This window comes from Veillonellaceae bacterium (assembly GCA_012523975.1).
Classification (GTDB): Bacteria; Bacillota; Negativicutes; order JAAYSF01; family JAAYSF01; genus JAAYSF01.
In genome coordinates this window covers 47,672-70,395 of record JAAYSF010000065.1, presented here as the reverse complement: position 1 = coordinate 70,395, position 22,724 = coordinate 47,672, and the positions used below count along the sequence as shown (strand labels likewise).

25 protein-coding genes and 1 riboswitch are annotated in these 22,724 nt (G+C 41.0%); of the genes, 1 reads left to right on the top strand and 24 read right to left on the bottom strand.

Annotated features, from left to right (window positions below; genetic code table 11):
• Positions 1 to 29 precede the first annotated feature (29 nt).
• The 10 genes from GX348_08665 to GX348_08620 all read right to left on the bottom strand — a co-directional run bounded on the left by GX348_08665 (position 30) and on the right by GX348_08620 (position 9,533).
• Positions 30 to 260, bottom strand: coding sequence for a hypothetical protein (locus GX348_08665; GenBank protein ID NLP42251.1), 231 nt, complete (start codon positions 258 to 260; stop codon positions 30 to 32).
• Positions 261 to 324: 64 nt separating this feature from the next.
• Positions 325 to 1,515, bottom strand: coding sequence for a methionine adenosyltransferase (locus GX348_08660; protein ID NLP42250.1), 1,191 nt, complete (start codon positions 1,513 to 1,515; stop codon positions 325 to 327).
• A gap of 60 nt (positions 1,516 to 1,575) precedes the next feature.
• Positions 1,576 to 1,677: riboswitch (SAM riboswitch) on the bottom strand.
• Between the two features lie 52 nt (positions 1,678 to 1,729).
• Positions 1,730 to 2,926 carry a bifunctional phosphopantothenoylcysteine decarboxylase/phosphopantothenate--cysteine ligase CoaBC gene (coaBC, locus tag GX348_08655; GenBank protein NLP42249.1) on the bottom strand — a complete coding sequence of 399 codons (1,197 nt, stop codon included), beginning with the start codon at positions 2,924 to 2,926 and terminating at the stop codon, positions 1,730 to 1,732.
• Between the two features lie 10 nt (positions 2,927 to 2,936).
• Positions 2,937 to 3,143, bottom strand: a complete 207-nt coding sequence (locus GX348_08650; GenBank protein NLP42248.1) for a DNA-directed RNA polymerase subunit omega — start codon at positions 3,141 to 3,143, stop codon at positions 2,937 to 2,939.
• A 21-nt stretch (positions 3,144 to 3,164) separates the two neighbouring features.
• A complete protein-coding gene (gene gmk / locus GX348_08645) occupies positions 3,165 to 3,782 on the bottom strand; it encodes a guanylate kinase (GenBank protein NLP42247.1) in 618 nt (205 codons plus the stop codon).
• Between the two features lie 22 nt (positions 3,783 to 3,804).
• Positions 3,805 to 4,071 carry a DUF370 domain-containing protein gene (locus GX348_08640; protein ID NLP42246.1) on the bottom strand — a complete coding sequence of 89 codons (267 nt, stop codon included), beginning with the start codon at positions 4,069 to 4,071 and terminating at the stop codon, positions 3,805 to 3,807.
• Positions 4,072 to 4,135: 64 nt separating this feature from the next.
• Positions 4,136 to 5,020, bottom strand: coding sequence for a YicC family protein (locus GX348_08635; GenBank protein NLP42245.1), 885 nt, complete (start codon positions 5,018 to 5,020; stop codon positions 4,136 to 4,138).
• Positions 5,021 to 5,152: 132 nt separating this feature from the next.
• The gene (locus tag GX348_08630) at positions 5,153 to 5,749 is read right to left on the bottom strand and encodes a hypothetical protein (protein ID NLP42244.1); all 597 of its coding nucleotides are present in this window, start codon (positions 5,747 to 5,749) and stop codon (positions 5,153 to 5,155) included.
• A 147-nt stretch (positions 5,750 to 5,896) separates the two neighbouring features.
• Entirely contained in the window at positions 5,897 to 6,739 is an 843-nt protein-coding gene (locus GX348_08625; GenBank protein NLP42243.1) for a diaminopimelate epimerase, read from the bottom strand.
• Between the two features lie 37 nt (positions 6,740 to 6,776).
• Positions 6,777 to 9,533 carry a calcium-transporting P-type ATPase, PMR1-type gene (locus GX348_08620; GenBank protein NLP42242.1) on the bottom strand — a complete coding sequence of 919 codons (2,757 nt, stop codon included), beginning with the start codon at positions 9,531 to 9,533 and terminating at the stop codon, positions 6,777 to 6,779.
• A 134-nt stretch (positions 9,534 to 9,667) separates the two neighbouring features.
• Here GX348_08620 and GX348_08615 point away from each other — a divergent pair, with 134 nt between their 5' ends.
• Positions 9,668 to 11,428 carry a fibronectin/fibrinogen-binding protein gene (locus GX348_08615; protein NLP42241.1) on the top strand — a complete coding sequence of 587 codons (1,761 nt, stop codon included), beginning with the start codon at positions 9,668 to 9,670 and terminating at the stop codon, positions 11,426 to 11,428.
• A gap of 65 nt (positions 11,429 to 11,493) precedes the next feature.
• On the opposite strand, the gene pyrR is transcribed toward GX348_08615, so the two are convergent.
• The 14 genes from pyrR to GX348_08545 form a co-directional block, all read right to left on the bottom strand.
• The gene (gene pyrR, locus GX348_08610; protein ID NLP42240.1) at positions 11,494 to 12,045 is read right to left on the bottom strand and encodes a bifunctional pyr operon transcriptional regulator/uracil phosphoribosyltransferase PyrR; all 552 of its coding nucleotides are present in this window, start codon (positions 12,043 to 12,045) and stop codon (positions 11,494 to 11,496) included.
• A 23-nt stretch (positions 12,046 to 12,068) separates the two neighbouring features.
• Entirely contained in the window at positions 12,069 to 12,992 is a 924-nt protein-coding gene (locus tag GX348_08605) for an RluA family pseudouridine synthase (GenBank protein ID NLP42239.1), read from the bottom strand.
• Positions 12,985 to 13,437: a signal peptidase II gene (gene lspA, locus GX348_08600; protein ID NLP42238.1), complete on the bottom strand. Its 453-nt coding sequence runs from the start codon at positions 13,435 to 13,437 to the stop codon at positions 12,985 to 12,987. The genes GX348_08605 and lspA overlap by 8 nt, the downstream gene beginning before the upstream one ends.
• A gap of 121 nt (positions 13,438 to 13,558) precedes the next feature.
• Positions 13,559 to 13,726 carry a 4Fe-4S binding protein gene (locus GX348_08595; GenBank protein ID NLP42237.1) on the bottom strand — a complete coding sequence of 56 codons (168 nt, stop codon included), beginning with the start codon at positions 13,724 to 13,726 and terminating at the stop codon, positions 13,559 to 13,561.
• A 127-nt stretch (positions 13,727 to 13,853) separates the two neighbouring features.
• The gene (locus GX348_08590; protein ID NLP42236.1) at positions 13,854 to 14,531 is read right to left on the bottom strand and encodes a TVP38/TMEM64 family protein; all 678 of its coding nucleotides are present in this window, start codon (positions 14,529 to 14,531) and stop codon (positions 13,854 to 13,856) included.
• 114 nt (positions 14,532 to 14,645) lie between these two features.
• Entirely contained in the window at positions 14,646 to 15,311 is a 666-nt protein-coding gene (locus GX348_08585; protein NLP42235.1) for a transcriptional regulator, read from the bottom strand.
• Between the two features lie 12 nt (positions 15,312 to 15,323).
• Positions 15,324 to 15,851, bottom strand: coding sequence for a nitroreductase family protein (locus GX348_08580; GenBank protein NLP42234.1), 528 nt, complete (start codon positions 15,849 to 15,851; stop codon positions 15,324 to 15,326).
• Between the two features lie 15 nt (positions 15,852 to 15,866).
• Positions 15,867 to 16,163, bottom strand: coding sequence for a hypothetical protein (locus GX348_08575; GenBank protein NLP42233.1), 297 nt, complete (start codon positions 16,161 to 16,163; stop codon positions 15,867 to 15,869).
• A 72-nt stretch (positions 16,164 to 16,235) separates the two neighbouring features.
• Positions 16,236 to 19,031 carry an isoleucine--tRNA ligase gene (gene ileS / locus GX348_08570; GenBank protein ID NLP42232.1) on the bottom strand — a complete coding sequence of 932 codons (2,796 nt, stop codon included), beginning with the start codon at positions 19,029 to 19,031 and terminating at the stop codon, positions 16,236 to 16,238.
• A 337-nt stretch (positions 19,032 to 19,368) separates the two neighbouring features.
• Complete coding sequence (locus GX348_08565) at positions 19,369 to 19,812, bottom strand: DivIVA domain-containing protein (GenBank protein NLP42231.1); 444 nt, start codon at positions 19,810 to 19,812, stop codon at positions 19,369 to 19,371.
• A gap of 16 nt (positions 19,813 to 19,828) precedes the next feature.
• Positions 19,829 to 20,614, bottom strand: a complete 786-nt coding sequence (locus GX348_08560) for an RNA-binding protein (protein NLP42230.1) — start codon at positions 20,612 to 20,614, stop codon at positions 19,829 to 19,831.
• Position 20,615: 1 nt separating this feature from the next.
• Complete coding sequence (proC, locus tag GX348_08555) at positions 20,616 to 21,428, bottom strand: pyrroline-5-carboxylate reductase (protein NLP42229.1); 813 nt, start codon at positions 21,426 to 21,428, stop codon at positions 20,616 to 20,618.
• 21 nt (positions 21,429 to 21,449) lie between these two features.
• Positions 21,450 to 21,893: a cell division protein SepF gene (locus tag GX348_08550; GenBank protein NLP42228.1), complete on the bottom strand. Its 444-nt coding sequence runs from the start codon at positions 21,891 to 21,893 to the stop codon at positions 21,450 to 21,452.
• A gap of 16 nt (positions 21,894 to 21,909) precedes the next feature.
• A complete protein-coding gene (locus tag GX348_08545) occupies positions 21,910 to 22,605 on the bottom strand; it encodes a YggS family pyridoxal phosphate-dependent enzyme (GenBank protein NLP42227.1) in 696 nt (231 codons plus the stop codon).
• Positions 22,606 to 22,724 lie beyond the last annotated feature (119 nt).

Here is a 22,724-nt window from a genome sequence, read left to right as displayed (position 1 = left end):
GTCTAGGTTGGTAACGGATCTTCATGACATTAACCTTGTATCGAATATCCCAAGGATTGCAGAGTTTCTTCGATATATCCGCTGGCAATGACGTCGGGGTCATAGTTGACACTCACCTGCTTACTGCTGACACTTACATCAACTGCTGAAATTCCGGGAAGATGTGACAAAGTATGTTCGATGCGGTCCCGGCAATGGTTACCCTTTAAACCGCCAACCCGGTAGGTAGCTTTTTGAATACCTTTATTCGGATCTGCCATGTAATACTAACCTCCTTGGACAATTTGTTTTCCTAAGTTAGTATTACCATTCCCATTTATTTAATTAGAGGTTAGCTTCCTTGCGTAAAATTTCAGCCTTATCTGTGCGCTCCCACGGCAGGTCAATGTCGGTACGGCCAAAATGCCCATAAGCAGCTGTTTGGCGGTAGATTGGACGACGTAAATCCAGTGTTTTTATGATTCCTGCCGGTCTAAGGTCGAAATGTTTGTCTACTAGATCAGCAATAATGGTCTCGTCAATTTTAGCTGTACCAAAGGTTTCTACCAATATCGAGACTGGGCGGGCAATACCAATTGCATAGGCAAGCTGTATTTCACATTTATCGGCAAGACCAGCAGCAACGACATTTTTAGCAACATAACGGGCTGCATAAGCTGCTGAGCGGTCAACCTTTGTTGGGTCTTTACCTGAGAAAGCGCCACCGCCATGGCGGGCCATGCCGCCGTAAGTGTCAACGATAATTTTACGGCCGGTTAAGCCGGCGTCTCCTTGAGGACCGCCAACGACGAACCTTCCAGTTGGGTTAATGTAGTATTTTGTCTTATCGTCGAGCAGCTCCGCCGGAACAACCGGAGTTATTACTTTGGCGATAAGATCTTTCTCAATCGTAGATAGCTCTACATCCGGGCCGTGTTGCGTAGAGATAACAATTGTATCAACGCGTACAGGCCTGCCAGCCTCATATTCAACAGTTACTTGGGTCTTACCGTCCGGACGAAGGTAGTCAAGCTCATTGGTCTTCCTTACTTCGCTTAGGCGGCGTGAAAGCTTATGAGCAAGGGAAATCGGCAAAGGCATATATTCTGGTGTTTCGTTTGTAGCATAACCGAACATCATGCCTTGGTCGCCGGCACCGATCGCCTCAATTTCATCCATTTCGCCTTTTTTCGCTTCGAGGGCCTTGTTAACACCCAAAGCGATATCAGGGGATTGTTCGTCAATAGATACCATTACTCCGCAGGTGTCGCAATCAAAACCGTACTTGGCACGGGTATAGCCAATTTCACGAATAGTATCACGCACTGTTTTGGGAATATCGACGTAACAGCTAGTAGTAATTTCACCAACAACATGAACTAAGCCTGTAGTCACAAGGGTTTCACAAGCTACCCTAGCGGTCGGGTCTTGTGCTAGAATGGAATCAAGTACGCTATCTGAGATTTGGTCGGCAATCTTATCAGGATGGCCTTCTGTAACCGATTCGGACGTGAAAAGAACACGTTTTTTTTGCATTTTGGCATGCCTCCTAAAACGAATAATAAAAAAACTCCCTAATGGGAGGTATGATTCACTCTCCCATCTTACAGCATTGCTGCAGGAATTGGCACCGTTTTGGCTCGCCAATGGTTGCCGCGGTTTCATCGGGCCAGTCCCTCCACCAACTCTTGATGAGTAGTATATGTTATTTTACTTGTAGATTTTAATTTAAAAAATAAAAAAAAGCAACCTATTTTTGGAGTTGTTCACTAATTTTGTCTAAAATGAGTTGGGCTAGGCTGATTTTTGTCATTTGTTGGAGATCTTCTATGTGTCCGCTGCGATATAGCAGTTTTACTATGTTCGTATCCGTATTAAAACCAGCGCCTGGCGCAGTAACGTCATTAGCTACAATCATATCTAGATTTTTCTTGGTTAGCTTCTCTTTAGCATTATTAATTAAGTCTTGGGTTTCAGCTGCAAATCCTACCAAAAATTGATGGGATTTTAGTTTGCCAAGCTCAAGCAATATATCAGGATTCTTTTCTAATACGATAGTTAATGAGTCGGCCGACTTTTTTATTTTATGATTGGCTGCCTGCTGCGGTCGGTAATCAGCCACAGCTGCTGCTTTTATAACAATATCGGCACCATTAAAATGTTCAAGAACTGACTCTTTCATCTGCAGTGCTGTTTCAACTTTAATAATTTCTACCCGATTAGGCACTGGCAGACTGCTCGGGCCAGAAATGAGAACAACCTCTGCTCCCCTCATAGCAGCTTGCTCTGCTAGAGCGTACCCCATCTTACCGCTTGATCGATTGCCAATATATCGGACTGGATCAATAGGTTCACGTGTTCCGCCCGCTGTTATAATAATTTTTTTCCCGCATAGTGATTTAGCATTAGAAAAAAAAGAAAAAACCTTTTCGGTAATTACCTCGGGTTCAGGTAGTCGCCCTTGACCTTGGACGCCGCAAGCTAGCATTCCATACGTTGGTTCAATAAAGTGGTAGCCGAGGGCATTTAGTTTATGAATATTTTGTTTAGTAATGGGATTAACATACATGTTAGAATTCATTGCTGGTGCGAGAATAATCGGAGCTTTCGTAGCCATGATGGTAGTAGAAAGCATATCGTCGGCGATACCATTTGCAATTTTTCCAATGATGTTAGCGGTAGCAGGCGCAATTAAAAATAAATCAGCCCAGTTAGCCAATGCAATATGTTCTACATTCCAATTAGCCGGTTCGCCCCACATACTGGTAACTGTTGGGTTACCGCTAATCTCTCGAAAGGTTAGCGGAGTGACAAATTTAGTTGCTGACTCTGTCATTATTACCTTGATTGTGGCGCCGGCCTTTTTTAAACGACTAATAACTTCAAGCGATTTATAAGAGGCGATGCCGCCAGTTACACCTACGACAATTTTTCGTCCTTTAAGCATTTATTGCCACCTACTTAATTCCTGTCTTAGTCCTTTCGTAAGAAATATTATTACTCGCTATTTCTTCTAGGGCAATCGTCACTTGCTTGTTTGATTTGCTTTCTACAGTTGGCGTATTACCATCAAGTATTTCACGGGCTCTTTTGGCAGCAAGCACAACCAAAGTATACTTACTATCAACCTTCTTTACCAGTACATCTAAAGACGGGTGTATCATAGAATGCCTCCTTCGGCTATATTACTGAGAACTCAGATTATAAATCTGATCTATTAGCTGAATATTACGGGACACATGGCATTTTTCGGCGCCAATTATTTTTTCAATTTTGCTAACGGCATCATTAACCTCGTCATTAACGACAATGTAGTTATAGTGGTTAACATATGAAAATTCGTTACGTACGCATCCTAACCGATTCTTAATTGCTTCTAGAGATTCAGTACCGCGTTTATGAATACGATTTGCTAGTTCTTCGAGAGATGGCGGCATAATGTAGATAAAAACCCCTTGAGGAAATTTATTCTTTACCTGCATAGCGCCTTGAGTATCAATTTCTAGAATTACATCTTTGCCACTATTTAATAATTCCATTACATATGTGCGTGGGGTTCCGTAATAATTACCGTAAACCTCAGCCCATTCTAAGAAATCGTTCTCATTTATCATCTCTTTAAATTTATCGTGACTAATAAACCAGTAGTTTGAACCATTGACCTCACCCGCGCGAGGCTGACGGGTAGTGGCTGAAATGGAATAGTGAAGGTTGGGATAGTTGCGCAGTAATTCCCGGCAAATTGTTCCCTTACCGGTTCCAGACGGACCAGATAAGACAATTAAAATTCCCGGCTGCGTCATATTATTACTCCTTTCTGCATTGCTACTCTGCTGAATCATCGCTTGTTTCTTTATTAATAAGTCTGTGCGCGACTGTTTCTGGCTGAACAGCCGATAAAATTACATGATCGCTGTCGGCAATAATAACTGCACGGGTTCTTCTGCCATAGGTAGCATCGATTAGCATACCTCTATCCCGCGCTTCTTGAATGATTCTTTTAATTGGCGCCGATTCCGGACTTACAATCGAAACTATCCGATTTGCTGAAACAATATTTCCGAAACCGATATTAATAAGCTTTATTTCCACATTCAATCCCCCTATTATAGTGACTTCCGAATTCTAAGAGGCTAATCTGAATCTATTCTCTATATTACTCTATGTTTTGGATTTGCTCTCTGACCTTCTCTATTTCACTTTTAATTTCAACAACAATATTGGCTACAGTATAGTCATTTGCTTTTGATGCGATGGTATTCGTTTCGCGATTAATTTCCTGTACAATAAAGTCAAGTTTTCGTCCAACCGCATCTTCGGAAAACAACGTAGACCTGAACTGAGCTAAATGGCTGCGCAGGCGAACTAACTCTTCAGTAAAATTTGTCCGATCGGCGAAGATGGCTGTCTCTTGCAGCAGCCTAGTCTCATCGGGCTCAACATTAACAGCGGCTAATAGCTCTCTCATACGATTTAACAGCTTTTCCCGATATTCAACAAGTATTTGTGGGGCTCGTTTCTCTATTTCGGTTATATTGTATTCGAGCTTTTGAATTCTTGATAACAAATCATGCTGAATATTTTCACCTTCAGTTATTCGCATTGCCATTAAATTCTCTATGGCCGAATTTATAGCTTGGGCAAGTTTAGGCCATAGTAAACTAACATCAGGGGAAACTTCTTCTACTTTTACAACATCGGGATATTTAGCAATGTGATAAACATCTTCCCGTAGCGGCATTGAAAATAATGCTGCCAATTCCTTCATTGCACTATGGTAAGCGATTGCTAATTCTTTGTCAACCCTTACCTTTTTGTTATTTTGACCGTATTCGTCAACCGTAATAAAGACATCTATCCGACCTCTTGCTAGAGCCGATGCTACAGCACGACGAATTTTATCTTCGAGCGAGCCTAAATTTTTAGGCATGCGTAGTACAATCTCATTAAAACGGTGATTTACAGCCTTTATTTCGACAATTAAACGATGCGTACTGTCAAGAAATTCTCCTCGTCCAAACCCAGTCATGCTTTTGAGCACAATATTTAGCACCTTCCTTTGTGTATGTATTATTGACTGGAAAAAAAACAATTAATCCGATTATTTAAAATTACTTTCTACTTTCTAGCTATAAATCCTTTTTCACCAATATTAAAAAGGGCTTTTTCAGCCCTAGCTAATGTCAGGAAGGTTAAAATAAAATTTATGTTCACGTTTATCTGCAGTATTTACTATTAGTGTCGATGGAGCGTCTAGGTCCATTTGATTGTCGAGAAAATAAAAATACTGCTTAGACATATATAGAGGCTGGTTAGGATACCAAGGGGTTTTGGTAACCTCAGCAGGCGATGATTGGTAAAAATCGATTGTATTTTGGTTTGTTTTTAGTACGCACTTAATCGATTCAGAAAAATGGGGTGTAGATCCGAATAGCACCACACGAAAAGTAAGATAGCCTAGATACGGCTGTAATGCTTTTTGACTATCAACAAGGCTAATAGTTTGACCGTTAAGAGATTTTTCTCTTGCATCGGCTGCTACCAGTAAAAATGGTGTATATATATTAGCATATTCAGTGCTATCATCAAGCTTTTGTGCATTTTCTTCATACGAAGTCCATGGTGATATAAAATCGGTAAAAGTGCTGACGCTGTTGATTTTGCCGTAACTCTGAGCCTCTTTAATGATATCATCATTTATAGGCGCAATAGCCGAGCAAAAGCTGCTGTTTAAGAGCAATAACCCTAATGTAATTAAAAGTGTTTTCAAAACTTCATTACCTCCTTACCTACCATGATCACACATATCTAATTCTCTGATAATTATGAAAATCCTGTTATATAATATAGCACTTTTGTTGTAGCAAAAAAAGGTTATACACTTTTTTGAACTGCATAACCTTTTTTCAATCAAGTTTTATTTTTCCTGATAGTGACCGCAGAAGACTTCGGTTGCCGGACCGGACATGTATACATGGTTATCTTCGCCCCACTCGATAAACAAGTCTCCGCCGTCTAGCTTAACTGTAGCTGCTTTGTCGGCCTTTCCATTAATAGCTGCTGCTACGAGTGTGGCACAAGCGCCGGTCCCACAAGCCAGCGTTATTCCGGCACCACGCTCCCAGACACGCATTCTTAGTGTTTTCGGGTCGAGTACCTGAACAAACTCTACATTTGTTTTGCGGGGGAACATTGAATTTGATTCAATTAGGGGGCCGAATTTCGGTAAATCTATAGTGTCTATATCGTCTACAAATGTGACACAATGTGGGTTACCCATGGAAACACAGGTTATATAAAAAGTATGGTTATCAATACATAATGGGGAATTTACAATAGATGAGTCGTATTCACTTAATACAGGAATCTGTGATGGCTTTAATTTTGGTTCGCCCATGTCGACACGGACTGTTTTTAAAATACCGTTATCGAACAATAACTCCGGCCTAATAAGTCCGGCTTGGGTTTCGATTGTAAGTTTTGTCTTGTCTGTCATGGCGGATTCGTAAACATACCTGGCGACGCACCGGGTAACATTGCCGCACATTTCAGCCTCACTTCCGTCCGAATTTAATATTCGCATGCGAAAATCTGCTATTTCGGAAGGGAGAACCAAAACTAAGCCATCAGCGCCAACACCAAAGTGACGATCGCAAACTTTGATTGCAGCTGTCGCCAAATCTTCGATGTTTTCAGTAAAACCATTCACAATTACAAAATCATTTCCTAAACCATGCCATTTGCTAAATTTAAATTCCACGAAAATACCTCCAGCAAGCCATTAATAACAATTTATTTTATTGTACTCTGCGAAGTGTTGGGCGTGCAATACTACGATGTAAAAAAATATGACGCAATAGATTCAAAATAGAGGTCCAACCCGCCACTGTTAAAATAACTAACCAATCATAAATACCAAGGGGAACAGTTTCAAATATTTCCTGTAAAAACGGTAAATAGATAACTGCAAGCTGCATACATACTGAAATCGATGCTGCTACGATTAAGAACTTGTTACGGAAGAAACCAGCTTCGAATACAGTAAAGATTTCTGAACGGCAGTCAAACACATGAAACATTTGAGAAAAAACTAAGGTGCAAAAAGCCATGGTTCGTGCTAAAGCCAAGTCATTTTTAAGTAAATAGACTGCGGCAAAGACAAGAACTGTTGAAAAACCAATTTGGATGCCTCTTGTTATTATCTTCCGGCTTAAGCCTCGTGAAAAAACACTCTCTCTAGGATTACGTGGAGGTCGATTCATAATATCCCGATCATTTGGATCAACGCCTAAAGCCATGGCAGGCAATCCATCGGTAACCAAGTTAACCCACAAAATCTGTACAGGCAATAAAGGTATAGGCAAGCCTGCTAAGGCTGCTATAAACATTGTAAGAACCTCACCTAAATTACAAGACAGCAGATAACGGATAAATTTACGAATGTTATCATAAATTCCGCGACCTTCCTCAACTGCGGCAACGATGGTCGCGAAATTATCATCGGCTAGAATCATAGATGAAGCTTCTTTTGTAACCTCTGTTCCGGTAACACCCATAGCGACCCCAATGTCCGCCTCTTTTATAGCCGGTGCATCGTTTACACCGTCACCGGTCATAGCTACGATGTGACCATGACGTTTTAGAGCTTTTACAATCCTTAGTTTATGAGCAGGAGATACTCGCGCATAAACTGTGGTTTTATTCACAACTTGGGCAAGTTCTGTATCGCTTAAATTGTCAAGTTCTGAACCGGTCAGCGCCTTATGTTCTCCTTCTACATAAATTTTTAATTCCTTAGCAATGGCTACGGCTGTATTACGATGATCGCCAGTTATCATTACAGTTTTAATTCCCGCCTGTCGGCAAGTTGCAATTGCTGGCTTTACTTCTTCACGTGGAGGATCAATCATACCAATAAGGCCGACAAAAACTAGACCATTTTCAGTTTCCTCCGAAGGGTTATAGGCATCTTCCTTAGGTATTCGACGGTAAGCCAAAGCAAGTACGCGCAAAGCGTCACTCGTCATTTGATCGTTAGCATCGAAAATTGATGACAGCTTTTCTGGTGTCAGAGGAGTCTCTTTATTTGTATCGAAATAGTGCGTACACAATTCTAATATTGTATCGGGTGCGCCTTTAACATACATTACTGATGTACCGTCACTCCGTTCGTAAATAACTGACATACGGCGTCGCTCTGATTCAAAGGGAATTTCAGCAATACGGCGCTGCATTTTCTCAACTTCATCTCGCCAAATACCTGCTTTAGCTGCGGCGACCAATAATGCTCCTTCTGTCGGATCCCCCTCGATTGACCATGCATTACTACTTTTGCGGCGCCATAGGCCTGTTATTCCGACATTGTTACGTTTTAGTACACTATTGTTGCACAATGAGCTAACTAATAAGCAGTTATAAAGACAAGTATCGTTAGAGGGGTTGACTGTTTGATTACTGGATAGAAAATTACCTTTAATATCATAGCCAGTACCAGTTATATCATAAGTCGCGGAGCCAGTAAAAACTTTTCGTACTGTCATTTCATTTTGAGTTAAGGTACCCGTCTTATCAGAACAAATAACAGTAGTGCAGCCTAGTGTTTCAACGGCAGGAAGTTTTCGCACAATAGCATTTCGTTTAATCATTCTTTGTACGCCGATTGCAAGTGCTACCGTAACTATCGCCGGTAAACCTTCGGGAATAGCAGCTACAGCTAAGCTAATTCCAGACATACACATTAAGTAGAGTGATTCGCCTTTTGCGACACCGGTAATAACTACTATTAAACAAATTACTAAACAACCCCACACTAACCAACGTCCAAGATGCTCAAGCCGTTTCTCTAAAGGCGTAGGCTCATGCTCGTCGGATTGAATCATTCCTGCAATATGCCCTACCTCGGTAGTCATACCAGTTGCACAGACTACTGCTTTACCTCTGCCCCGTGTAACGCTTGTTCCGGAATAAACCATATTTTTTCGGTCACCCAGTGGAGCTTCTTCATTAAACTTTCGGTTTGCTACCTTTCGAACAGGTAGGGACTCGCCTGTCAAAGTAGCCTCTTCGATTTCGAGATTATGGGCATCAAATAATCGGCCATCGGCAGCTAGCTTATCCCCTGCTTCAAGTACTAATATATCACCAGGAACTAGCTCACGCGCCGGTACTTGCTGCAGATTTCCATTTCGAATAACATGAGCAGTTGGCGCTGCCAGCTTTTTTAATGCGTGCATTGATTGCTCGGCGCGATATTCTTGAACAAATCCTAAAATTGCATTAATAAAAACTATAGCTAAGATGGTTATTGCATCTGCATATTCTCCCAGACAAGCGGAAATTAACGTTGCTGCTAAAAGCACCAAGACCATGAAGTCCTGAAATTGAGCGAAAAATCTCTGCCACCAAGGAGAAGTCTTTTTTTCTTTCATTTCATTAAAACCGAACTTATGCAACCGGTTTTGTACTTCATTTGAAGACAAGCCGTTTACTTCATCAGTTACCCAAAATTGCAATATTTCCTCAAACCCACGCGCATGCCACTTGTTACTGTTCATGGACGGACACCTCGCTAATATGTGCTTCTCTTCCATCGTATTCTTAAAGTTTCATTATTAGACCTCGTTTGACCGGAACTGGTAATAGTGGTATACTTATGAAAAATTTCTAGGAAGTTAATTCGGAGGTTATGATGGGGATTGACGGAATATCTTTATCAGCACTGGTTATTGAATTGCATAAAAAACTATCAGGTGGCCGAATCGACAAAATATATCAGGTTGATAAAACAACATTAATTATGTGGATTCGTCAGATGCAAGAAGATTATTGCTTAATAATATCGGCTAACCCTGAGAATCCTGGTATTTATATTACCGATAAAGCACCCGAAAACCCAGCAGTTCCTCCCGCCTTTTGTATGCTTTTGCGTAAACACTTCGAGGAAGGTCGAATAGCACGAATTTATCAACATAGCTTGGATAGAATCATTTCTATCGAGATCGACATTCGCGAAGAACGCGGTACGATAGCAACAAAAGCACTTATTATCGAAATCATGGGCAAGCGCAGCAATATCATTTTTGCCCAAAATGATACTATAGTTGATGCCATAAAACGGGTTGGAGTTAATATTAGTCGTTTTAGACAAATAATGCCGGGATTAAAGTATCAGTTACCACCAGGCCAACAGCGACTAAATATACTTTCGATATCGACAGAGGATTTCTTGAATGTACTCCAAAGTCAAAATAACTGTCTGCTATCAAAGGCTATCATTAATACTGCAGCAGGTATTGGGTCCGTAATTGCATCAGAAATTATATGGCGTGCAGGATTGCCGACTAACATTGAAGTAGATTCAATGGATGAGGCCAGTTTTTTATCAGTTGGGAAAAGCATTGAGACCATAAAAAGTACGCTGTGTACTGGTTCAATAGAGCCCAATATAGTGCTAGATAAGTATGCTCGCTTAATAGCAGTATCTGCTATAAAACTAGAACATCTTGCCAGCCAAGATAATGATATAAGAGTTTTTAGTACAATGAACGAAGTAATGGAGTTCATTAATAAACAATGTCAAGAACCAATTGCTCCACCTGATAAAGTAATAATTGCAAAACTTGTTGAGTCATTAATCGCTCGGCTAACCCGCAAGCGAAAAATGCTTAACAATGAATTGGAAGAGGCAAAAAAAGCCGATGTAGCTCGCAAGTATGGTGATTTGTTAATGACGAACTTATATAAAATCCCAGAGCGGGCTAATCAGATTATTATTGAAGACTTATATTGTGAGAACCGCCCAAATATCACAATCGAATTGGATCCTCTGCGGACTCCGGTGGAAAACGTTCAAGCCTATTACAACAAATATGCCAAACTAAAAAGAGCTAGCGAAATGCTTCTAGAGCAGCTCGACTATTGCAACAGCGAAATTGACTATCTAGAGGGTATCCTTGTTTCTATAAACAATGCTGAATCCTCGATTGAAATTAATGAAATACGTCAAGAACTTATTTCTCAGAGTTATATAAAAGAAACACGCAAGAAACGTATGAAAGTCGGTACGAAGTCTCAACCGCTAAAAGTGATCACTCCTGAAGGTGTTACCATACTTATTGGAAAGAATAACCAGCAGAATGATTATGTTACTTTCAAGCAGGCAGGACCAGACGATCTTTGGCTGCATACAAAAAATATTCCGGGATCCCACGTTATAATGCATATTAATCAAGAGCACCCATTAGAGTCCGATTTACTAGTAGCAGCACAGCTTGCAGCTTATTTTAGTAAAGCAAAGAATTCTGCTAATGTGCCAGTTGATTATACCAGACGTAGATACGTAAAGAAACCGGCTGGTGCAAAGCCTGGTTTTGTAATATATACAAATCAAAAAACTATAAATGTAACACCTGTTGAAGAGTTTATTAATTCATTAATAGGTAAAGAATAGCTGTCGGTTCGCATATCCCCCTAGCCTTAATAATAAACCGGAGGTTGATCTCAACCTCCGGTTTATTATTCGGATATTTCTTTAATGATTACTTGTTCGTATTTATCGATAGGCAGAATTTGCACTGCGACTACTTCTTTACTAGAGGTAGGTACATTTTTACCTACGTAGTCTGCTCGTATTGGCAATTCACGATGCCCCCTGTCAACTAATACTGCCAACTGAACAGCTTTAGGGCGGCCAATATCAATTAGTGCATCTAGAGCTGCTCTCACTGTTCTTCCGGTGTAAAGAACATCATCAACTAATACTACTGTCTTACCGTTTATATCAATTGGAATTTGGGTTTGGTGTACGATAGGTTGATAGCTTAGCGTAGACAGATCATCACGATACAAAGTAATGTCGAGAAATCCAACAGGCAGCTTATGTTCCTCGATTTTTTCAATCGCATCTGCCAGTCTTTCAGCTAGTGGAACTCCACGCGTCCTAATACCAACTATAACAATGTTCTCTATTCCTTTGTTTTTTTCAATAATCTCATGGGCGATACGTGTTAAGGCGCGTTTTATCGCTTGCGCATCCATTAATAATGTTTTTTCAAATAATGTAACCATATAAACCTCCTCAGGTATTTATATTATCTGGATTTATTATTTAAAACCTTAAGAATATCCTTCATATCTTTAGGTAAAGTCGCTGAAAAGGTCATTTGTTGACTAGTTTCAGGATGCTCTAAGGTTAAATCGGCTGAATGCAGCGCTTGGCCGCTAATATTAAAATGCGAACGATTAGGCCCGTACTTTGGATCGCCTACTAGAGGGTGGCCAATGTGAGTCATATGTACTCTAATCTGATGCGTTCTTCCCGTTAAAAGCTTACATTCAATTAAAGTATAGTCGCCAAACCTTTTTAGCACATGAAATTTAGTAATGGCGTCCTTACTATTACTAAAGGTTACTGCCATTTTTTTGCGATCAATTGGATGACGGCCAATCGGAGCATTAATTACTCCATCATCGGCTTGAACATTTCCATGAACGATTGCAATATAGCGTCTACTCGCCGTACGGTTCTTTATTTGCTGAGCTAAGCTTACATGAGCCTGATCATTTTTTGCGGCAACCATAACACCTGAAGTATCCTTATCTAAGCGATGTACGATACCAGGCCTAATCACACCGTTTATGCCCGATAAATCTCCGCAATGTTTGAGAAGAGCATTAACAAGTGTGCCATGATAATTGCCGGCCGCCGGATGCACTACCATGCCGCGTGGCTTATTAATGACTATTATATATTGGTCCTCATAAATTATGTCTAAGGGAATATCTTCTGGAACTAACTCTAGTATTTGCGGCGGTGGCACGTGTACCTTAATGATATCATTAGGTGTAAGTTTATAATTAGCTTTCACTGACTTATCATTGACTGTAATCTGGGACGACGCGATTAACTTTTGGATAAAAGATCGTGATGTGCCCTCCATTTGATTTGAAAGATAAACATCAAGACGGATATTTTTATCATCTTCAGTGGTCTGATAGTACATAGTTTCAGTCATTTTTGTCGACCTCTTTATCAATGAATAAAAGCGTCCAGATAATAGCACTAACCCCACAAACAATCGCTATATCGGCAATGTTAAATACCGGCCAGATCCTAAAGTCAAAGAAATCAACAACATAGCCGGTTCTCACTCTATCAATAACATTGCCTAGCGATCCACCCGCTAGCAGGCCCAGACCAAAATGCAGGAGTTTTAAAGTGCGGGGAATACGATTGTAGAAGTAAATTAAAGCAGCAATCATAATTAAAGCAATAAATATCAAAAGCTCAGTTTGATGCTCTAGTATACCAAAAGCTGCGCCAGGGTTTAAAATATAGGTTATATGAAAAATATTTGGGACAATGGGAATCGACATTCCTAATGTCATAGTGTCCTCAATATAGTACTTAGTCCATTGATCAACAATAATAATTGTTAGTGTTAATAATAATATCGGCACTAAAGTTCTCCCCTATCCATTGCATCGAATTAAGTTCTATCGCTACTATATAATAACCAAAATTTTTTAAAACGTAAAGAAGCGTAACAATTAGGTTACGCTTCTTTAACGGATAAAGCTATTATTCGCCAGGACTTATAGCGCCAACTGGACAAACGGATGCACACGATCCGCAATCAATACATTGCTCATCAATATTATATTGATCTTCACCTTCTGAGATTGCACCAACCGGACAAACTGAGGCGCATGCTCCGCATTTAATACATTCACTACTAATTTTATACACCACTATCACCTCCTACTATCTATCCAATTATACTACAATGCCTATGGAGTTGTATAAGTAAAAAATTAAACAAGCATATATTTAGCATTACTATATTATCTTTAACTTATACAAGACTTAAATACAATCAATCTTTCCCGGGGAAAAAGCGGCGTTCAATTATCTCGCGACAATAGAAGGCAAGTATACTGAGCCCTAATAATGCAGTTGTAACCGCTACTATGGCATGTATACTGTTAGTCATATTCTGCCCTAAAATTGAGTATAAAATAATTGCCGGTATTTGGCCAATCCCGGTCGCCGACGCAAATTTAGATGCTGATATAGCAGTTAATCCGGCCCCATAGCTAATTACCTTAAACGGTACTAACGGTGTTAATCTGGTGATAAAGACAGCCATCATACCATGCTTTGTAAAAAAAGAATCGGTGTAATTAAGGTATTTTGGCTTAACTATGCGTTCGGCAAATGGTCTGCCATACCACCGGGCAATGCTGAAATCAATCATTGCGCCGGCGAGCGAGCCAAGCCAAGAGTAAAGTGCTCCATATATCCACCCAAAGATCCACGCGTTGGCGATTGTTATTATCAATCCTGGGACAAAAGGAATAAGTGACTGCAAAGACATTACTGCAACACTGGTTAACGGCGCCCATATCCCATATGATAAAATGAACTGACGTAAATTATCGAAGTCGCCGCTTTGCAGATGATCTGCTGAAATTTTGATAAATTCTTGAAGACCTGGGCAAGAAAAATATGCTAAAAAAGCTATAAACAAGATCGATACTTTTAAAATACATATTCTTTTATTCGCAGGTTCGGGCAATGATTAACCCCCTTAATTACATTATTTAGTTGCGCTTTCAGGAAGAGATTTTACTGATTAGGATCGCAGTAGAAGTGTAAAACCGAGCCCCTATTGACGCTCGGTTTTATCAGCTTTATTTCTTTTTGAAGTGTTGGTGGTTAGTTGGCTGGGAATAGCATCTGAATGATCTACTATGCCGCTATGCTCATTACTATTAGGGAATAATGCTTTGTAATCGTATGATCCTGGGATGTCTTGAGGAGTATCGGAACTCCCATACCGTAAGACACTCTGCAAGGCATCTTCACCGTCAAATCCGACAAAATCAAATGCCGCTGAATCTAAGAAAGTACGATGAAATGGTGGTTCCAGAATTTCTTCTTCTACCGGCCGAGGCGTAGGGTCTACAACTTCCGTTCCTTTTTGGCATTCTATGCAATTGCTGACCCACGGAATGGTATCAAGCCGCTCTATAGCAATAGGTTTTCCGCACTTTTCGCATATCCCATAGACGCCTTCGCTAATTCTTTGCAAGGCTTTTTCAATATTCTCTAATATCAAATGGGCATTATCACGCAATGCAGTATCCTTACTCCGTTCAAATAGCTCATCGCCTAGGTCGGCAGGATGATTGTCATAAGCCGACAACTCACCTACAGAATCAGACATGATATTGCCAATTCCTGTTTCTTCTAGCCGGGAAATTTGCTCAAGGATAAGTTTTTTCTCACTAATTAACTTTTGTTCAAGTTTTTTGAGAGTTTCAGGATTCAAGTAGAACACTCCCTAATTAATAAACTTGGCTACTTCAGCTACTCGCAATCTTTCTTTTGGCCTTGGTGATAGTTCGTTACTATAACCAAGACATAGAATGGCGACAGCCCGCAGCCTAGGCGGCGCCTCTACTGCTTCCTGAACTTTGCGCTCGTCAAATGCACCCACCCAGCAAGAGGCAATCCCTAGCCCATTTGCTGCCAAAATCATATTTTCAGTTGCTGCCGCAGTATCCTGAATACAGTATAACTGGGCTCCGCGCTCACCGTATAATTCATTCGAACGAGCCGGGTCTGCCATAATCACAATACTAACAGGAGCTTCAAGAACTTGGTTTTGCTCGTAACAAGCATCTGCTATTTTTTGCTTAACATCAGCATTTTTAACGACATAAAAATACCATGGCTGCAAATTTCCAGCGCTCGGTGCCCAGCATCCGGCTTCAAGAATCCGTGTCAGAGTAGGCTCAGGTATTTCATTAGTTTGAAACAAACGAACGCTTTGTGTCTCTCGCATACAATCAAAAACGTCCTTAGTCAAGTCGAACACTCCTTTTCAAAATTGGGTATGTTTCATTTCAACAATGCGGATTATTTCAGCTATGAAGCTTCCTATTCCTGGAATATTGAGCATAATTAATCTTCGCAGAAACTCCAGCATAATGGCAAAAATTAATGTTGCACCAATTGCTATTCCTAGACCACGAGCTAAACCTGCAACAAAATTCAATAATATTAACTTGTAGGGCCGCTGAAATAATTCAACATACTCCGCTATTTTAAGAGCCTCTAAATGATGAACTAACTTTTGAAGTTGTGCGGCCACGAAGTCAGGTTTTGGCTCTTTATTCATTAGCATTCCTCCATAAAATAGTATCTCCGGTTAAAAGAAAAAAAACCGGGATTAACCCGGTTTAGAATAAAATTAGCTGTTTAAACTTTTAACGACATCTGCACAACGTTTACACAAAGCTTGGTGTTCAGTATCGTGGCCGACAGTATCACTGTAAATCCAGCACCGTTCGCATTTTTGGCCTTGTGCAGGTGTTACTGTTACAGCGATCTTCACATCTTCGGAACAATAAGTATCAGTTGGGGCTTTAGCTAGTCCTTCAATTAGTATTGCGGATGAAACTATAAGGATATTAGGTAAATCAGCCTCAACGGCCTTAAGATCCCGATATTCATCCCCTTCGGCAAATATCGTTACTGATGCGTCGAGTGAGTGGCCAATTACTTTGTTACGGCGTGAATTTTCCAGCACCTTAGTAATTTCGCCGCGGATTGATAAAATGCGGTTCCACTTTTCTTCTAGCTGTACATTAAGGGCTTCTTTATTAGAGGCAGGCCATTCAGCTAATTGTACGCTTTCAGGCATATTTGTCGTCTTAGGCATGTACTGCCAAACCTCTTCTGCTGTGAAGGTTAGTACAGGCGCAAGTAATACTACTAGAGTATTTAAAATTTGATACATAGTAGTTTGAGCGGCACGCCGCTCGAGCGAATCAGGTGTTGCCGTATAGATTCTGTCTTTAAGAATATCCAGATAAATCGAGCTAAGATCTACGGCACAGAAGTTATGAATTGTATGGTATAGCGAGTGGAACTCATAGTTTTCATATGCAGTAGTTGCTTTTTCCCGTACTTGTTCTAGGCGGAGCAAGGCCCATTTATCGATCTCAAGCAATTTATCATAGCATACTTGGTCAGTTTCGGGGTTGAAGTCGTTGATATTACCGAGTATATAACGGAAGGTATTGCGAATTTTTCGGTAAACTTCAGACATCTGTTTTAAAATATCGTTGGATATTCGAATATCAGCTTGATAATCAGCAGATGCAACCCACAACCGCAATATATCGGCACCATATTTCTTAATAACCTCTTGCGGGTATATTACGTTGCCAATCGATTTAGACATTTTGCGTCCTTCGCCGTCAACGACGAACCCATGGGTGAGGACAGCATCATAAGGAGCACGGCCCGTTGTAGCTACTGAGGTCAGAAGCGATGACTGGAACCAGCCGCGATGCTGATCGCTCCCTTCTAAGTATAGATCAGCAGGCCATTTTAATTCTTCACGTTGTCTGAGTACGGCTGCATGACTGGAGCCGCTGTCAAACCAAACGTCCATGATATCAGTTTCTTTACGGAATTCTTCATGGTTGCAATGTGGGCATTTAAACCCTGCCGGTAAAATTTCAGCGGCTGATTTTGCCCACCATGAATCAGAACCTTCTTTACGGAATAATTCCTTAACGGTATTTATTGTTTCATCAGTGATGATATGCTCGTTACATTTTTTGCAGTAGAAGATTGGTATTGGAACACCCCAAGTACGTTGACGGGAAATACACCAGTCATGTCGGTCTGCAACCATATTGTGGATGCGGCTTTCGCCCCATGCCGGTATCCATCTTACATCCTCGATTGCTTTAAGAGCTTGTTCACGGAACCCGTCAACTGAGGCGAACCACTGTTCCGTTGCACGATAAATTATTGGGCTTTTGCAGCGCCAGCAGTGTGCGTATTGATGGCGGATTGAACTTTTGCCAAGCAGAGCATTAGCGCCCGCAAGAGCTTTTATAATAGGAACGTTAGCATCATGCACCAATAAGCCTTCGAATTGTCCGGCTTCGGCTGTAAAACGACCAGCTTGGTCGACAGGATTGATAACCGGCAAGTTGTATTTCATCCCTGTTTCAAAGTCCTCCTGGCCATGACCGGGAGCGGTGTGGACGCAGCCTGTACCTTGTTCCAGTGTAACGTAATCCGCTAGAACAATCGTGGAGTCACGGTCAATCAGCGGGTGGGCGAAAACTGCTCCTTCAAGGTCAGCACCTTTGCATTTGGCAAGGATGGTATAATCGCCTAAATCGTTTTCTTTTGCTACTGTCGGAATAAGCTCAACGGCCATTAAATAGATTTCGCCTTTAGCCTCTACCCATGCATATTCAAACTCGGGATGAGCGGCAATAGCGACGTTTGCAGGAATTGTCCAAGGTGTTGTTGTCCAAATTACTGCATAGACATTTTGGAAATCTACACCTACAGGAAGGGTACCTTTATCATCAACTAGTTGAAATTTAACGAATATTGCATGTGACTTCTTTTCAGCATACTCAATCTCAGCCTCGGCCAAAGCGGTCTCACATGTTGTACACCAATAAACGCTTTTAAGTCCCTTATAAATATAGCCCTTTTTAGCCATTTCGCCGAAAACTCCAATTTGTTCGGCCTCGTATTCGGGGTTAAGGGTTATGTAAGGATTATCCCAATCACCGCTTACCCCTAAACGTTTAAAATCTTCACGCTGCATATCAAGACATTTGAGAGCATAATTTCTGCACTCGCGTCTTAAATCAAGCGGGTCAAGTTCATGCCTGTTAAGACCTAATATCTTGATAGCTGCATGTTCGATTGGCATACCATGGGTATCCCAGCCTGGTACGAAAGGCGCATCATAGCCACGATGTGATTTGTATTTAACAATTATATCTTTAATGATCTTGTTTAATGCCGTGCCTATGTGAATATTACCGTTTGCGTAGGGAGGGCCGTCATGCCAAACGAATTTAGGTTTTCCTTTAGAATGAGCTACCCGTTTTTGATAAGTTTGATTTTTCTCCCAGTATTCAAGCATTTGCGGTTCCCGTTCAGGCAGGTTGCCGCGCATAGGGAAATCTGTCTGCGGTAGATTAAGTGTTTTACTATAGTCCAAAAAACTACACCTCCAAAAAAATTAAAGCCTCCCAATCCCAAAGGGACGAGAGGCTTGATATTCCCGTGGTACCACCCTAATGACTCATTGAGCCACTTAGAACGATGTAACGTTCGTCACACGGCGAATCCTCTACCCTAAGTTCGGTTCGCAGTTCAGGAGTGATATAAAACAAGATTGATTTGGTCAGGCTCACACCATATCCTGACTCGCTGACAAACCACATTTCCTGATTATGTCTCCATCATCACAATCGAGAATGTAAAGTTGATAAGTGTATTATACAAAAAGAGATTAATTTAGTCAAATATTTCAATTGCAAATTGCACGAAGTTAACTAATCTTCTTCTGCTTCAAGAATTTCAAGCTGAGCTTGGACGAGCGTCCTCATTCTTGTACGATAAACCTGAATCTGTTTCTTTAACTCTTCATACTCTCCAGTCATTCTGCGAACTTTAGTCATTGCCTCATCGATAAGCTGCTGTGATTTGATTTCAGCTTCTTTTAGCAAGAGATCCGTTTGTTTTTTTGCGTTTAGTTTGACTTCTTCAGCGGTTTCTTGTGCAATTACCAGCGTGTTATGCAGGGTGTTTTCCATATGTTGATAATGTTCAAGCTTGCTGTTCATGCGGTCAATAGTTTCCTTTAAGTCGACATTCTCACGATATAGCTGTTCATAATCCTTGATTACGCGATCAAGGAATTCATCGACTTCTTCTTCGCTATAACCCCTAAAGGATTTTTTAAACTCTTTATTATGGATGTCGAGTGGTGTCAGCATATACTCGCCTCCTGTATTATATAAAGCGTTTAAGCAAAATGCTTATTCTGCCTTTTTTAGTTTGGCCGATAATTTCGCACACTTCAACACGTCCGCGGCCGCGCATTGAAATAATATCGCCTGCTTTTATTAATTGGGAACTATTCTTGGCATTTTGCCAATTTACCTTTATTTTATCCGCAGCAATTTCATCAGACATTCTAGTTCGGGACACCCCGTACCCCGCTGCTGCTATTACATCAAGGCGCAGCGACGGAACGGTAGTTCTTATTTCTTTTACTCTCTCTTCGCGCGGCGGAATGGCACTAAGATCCGCTGTAGTAGCGGTTACTGGAGCTGCGCCAATTGATACGAGATTTTGGAGGAGGTATTCTATCAACGAGTCATCGACAATAACGTGACAGGCCCCATGTCTTAGTACGATATCACCTAATACCTCGCGCTTTAAACCTAACCCCATAAGGCTACCTAAAACATCCCGGTGCGTTATGTGGTAATGAAGAGAGTCCCAGCTGATCAAAATAGCTGCTATGTTGAAATTGACATTTCCGGAATAGTCTTCAGCAACAAAGGCTGCCCTAACTCTTTCAGCTCCTTGATATCCTCCATCGCTTACTATAGATATCTGATTGTAGTGGGCACCTATAGTATCAACAATACTGAACCCGTGTGGATCTAAAAAGTCAGTCACTTTATAACGGCGATATTTAATAGCATATTCAACGAGATCAAGCAATCTAGCCGCTAAATCCCCATCACCTTGAGAGCGATAAAAACGCAAAATTTTTTCTCTATCAGTCATGCTAGCGTTTCCCCATTTCAGCTGAGCGTTCAGATGCTGCTATGACAGCATCAATAAGCGCAGCTCTAACGCCACGTTGCTCCAAAACATGGATGCCGGAAATAGTTGTTCCGGCTGGCGATGCAACCATGTCACGCAGTTTAGCCGGATGCTCGCCTGTTTCAAGCACCATTTTGGCTGTCCCTAAAAGAGTCTGTGCCGCCAACATTATGGCAGCTTGACGTGAAAGACCTACTTTTACACCTGCGTCAGCCAACGCATCAATAATAACAAAGCCGTAACCAGGACCGCTTCCGGACAAGCCTGTAACAGCGTCCAACAGTGATTCATCAACAACAACAGCTTTGCCTGATGCCGAAAAGATTTGCATTGCAACCTCACCATCAGCTGTAGAGGCATGTTTGCCAAGGGAAATGGCGGACATGCCCTCGCCAACGGCAAGGGGAGTATTAGGCATCACACGAATAATAGGTATGCTGGGTAGGTATTTCTCAAGCTTTGCAATACTTACACCAGCGGCGATTGATAAGACTAGTGTTGATTGTGATACAGCCGATTTTAGCGGAGTAATAACACTATCTAAAACCTGGGGTTTTACTGCTAAAAATAGAATTTCTGACTGTTCTGCAATTTGTTGATTATCATAAGCGGTGGTTATGCTAAATTTTTTACTCAAATACTCAAGCCTAGAATGTGATATGTCACTTACCATAATATTAGCGGATTTGCCTAAACCGGAGTTTAATAGGCCTGTAATAATTGCTTCAGCCATTGCTCCTCCGCCAATGAACCCAATTCGTTTACTGTTAAGCATCGTCTTCCTCCTGAGCTTCGCCTACTTGGAATTCCAAGGCAATATAGCCTTGTCGGTTCCTTCTTCATGCGGACTGTAGGCGACATCAACATTGTTTGGTGCGCATAAAAAAATATTATTCCCGATCTTTTGAATGGTTCCACCCAGTGCATAGGTTGTACCACTGATAAAATCAATCATTCGTTTGGCAACTTCTTTTTCAGTATTTTCAAAGTTAACTACTGCTGGCTTACGGCTTTTTAGATAATCCGCTATATGCTGAGCATCATCAAAGGATAGCGGCTCTACAACCATGACCTTCATCTGCTTCTGCGATGTGGCCAAGTTGACTACATTATTCAGACTAGTGGCATTGCCTTTCTTGGATTTAGTGTCTATTTCTTCAACTCTAGGTTTTTGCTCTTCTTCTACCTCTACAGATTCAAAGAGACCTAAGCTGCCCCAAACCTTTTCCATAAATTTCACTTTTCATCGTCCTCCCTTAGTATTCACGATTTCCAAATATTGCGGTTCCAATTCTAACAAGATTGGCCCCTTCCTCAATAGCAATGGTATAATCATTGGTCATTCCCATTGAAAGCCATTTAATTTCAGTATTTGGCAGATTAAGAAGGGCAAGTTCCTTATATAAATTGTACATTTCCCGAAAAATAGGCCGAGCGGATTCGGCATTTTCATAAAACGGCGCTATTGTCATAAGGCCGCAGAGTTTCAAATTCTCTAAAGTAGAAATTAATCTTGCCATCTCATGGGTTTTTTCAGTTGGCAGGCCAAATTTTGTTTCTTCATTAGCAACATTAACTTGAATCAGAACATTCTGTATCTTGTTTGACTTTTGGGCTACCCGATTAATTTCTACAGCTAAGCGCTCACTATCAACTGAATGGATTAAATCAAATAGTGGGACAGCTTGTCTTACCTTATTTGTCTGTAAATGACCAATTAAGTGCCATTCAAGGCTTTGGTCTAGCAAGGGGTGCTTGCTTAATGCCTCTTGGACACGGTTTTCGCCGATTGATGAAACTCCAGCTACAACAGCTTGCTTAATAGTAGAAACTGGGTGATTTTTAGTTACAGCGACCAGTTTTACGTGCTGACCTGTTATAAAATCGCCGACTCTCCTATTTATAGCGGCATTGATATTATGTAAAACGTTTTGTAATGTGTTCGTTATCACTATAAGTCAATCCTCCACATTTTCTATTCGCGAATAAACATAATTTTCCTCTAGTAGTCTTTCCTTCATGGCAAAAAATATATAATTGGTCCTAAAAAAATAAGACCCTTCCGGCCTTA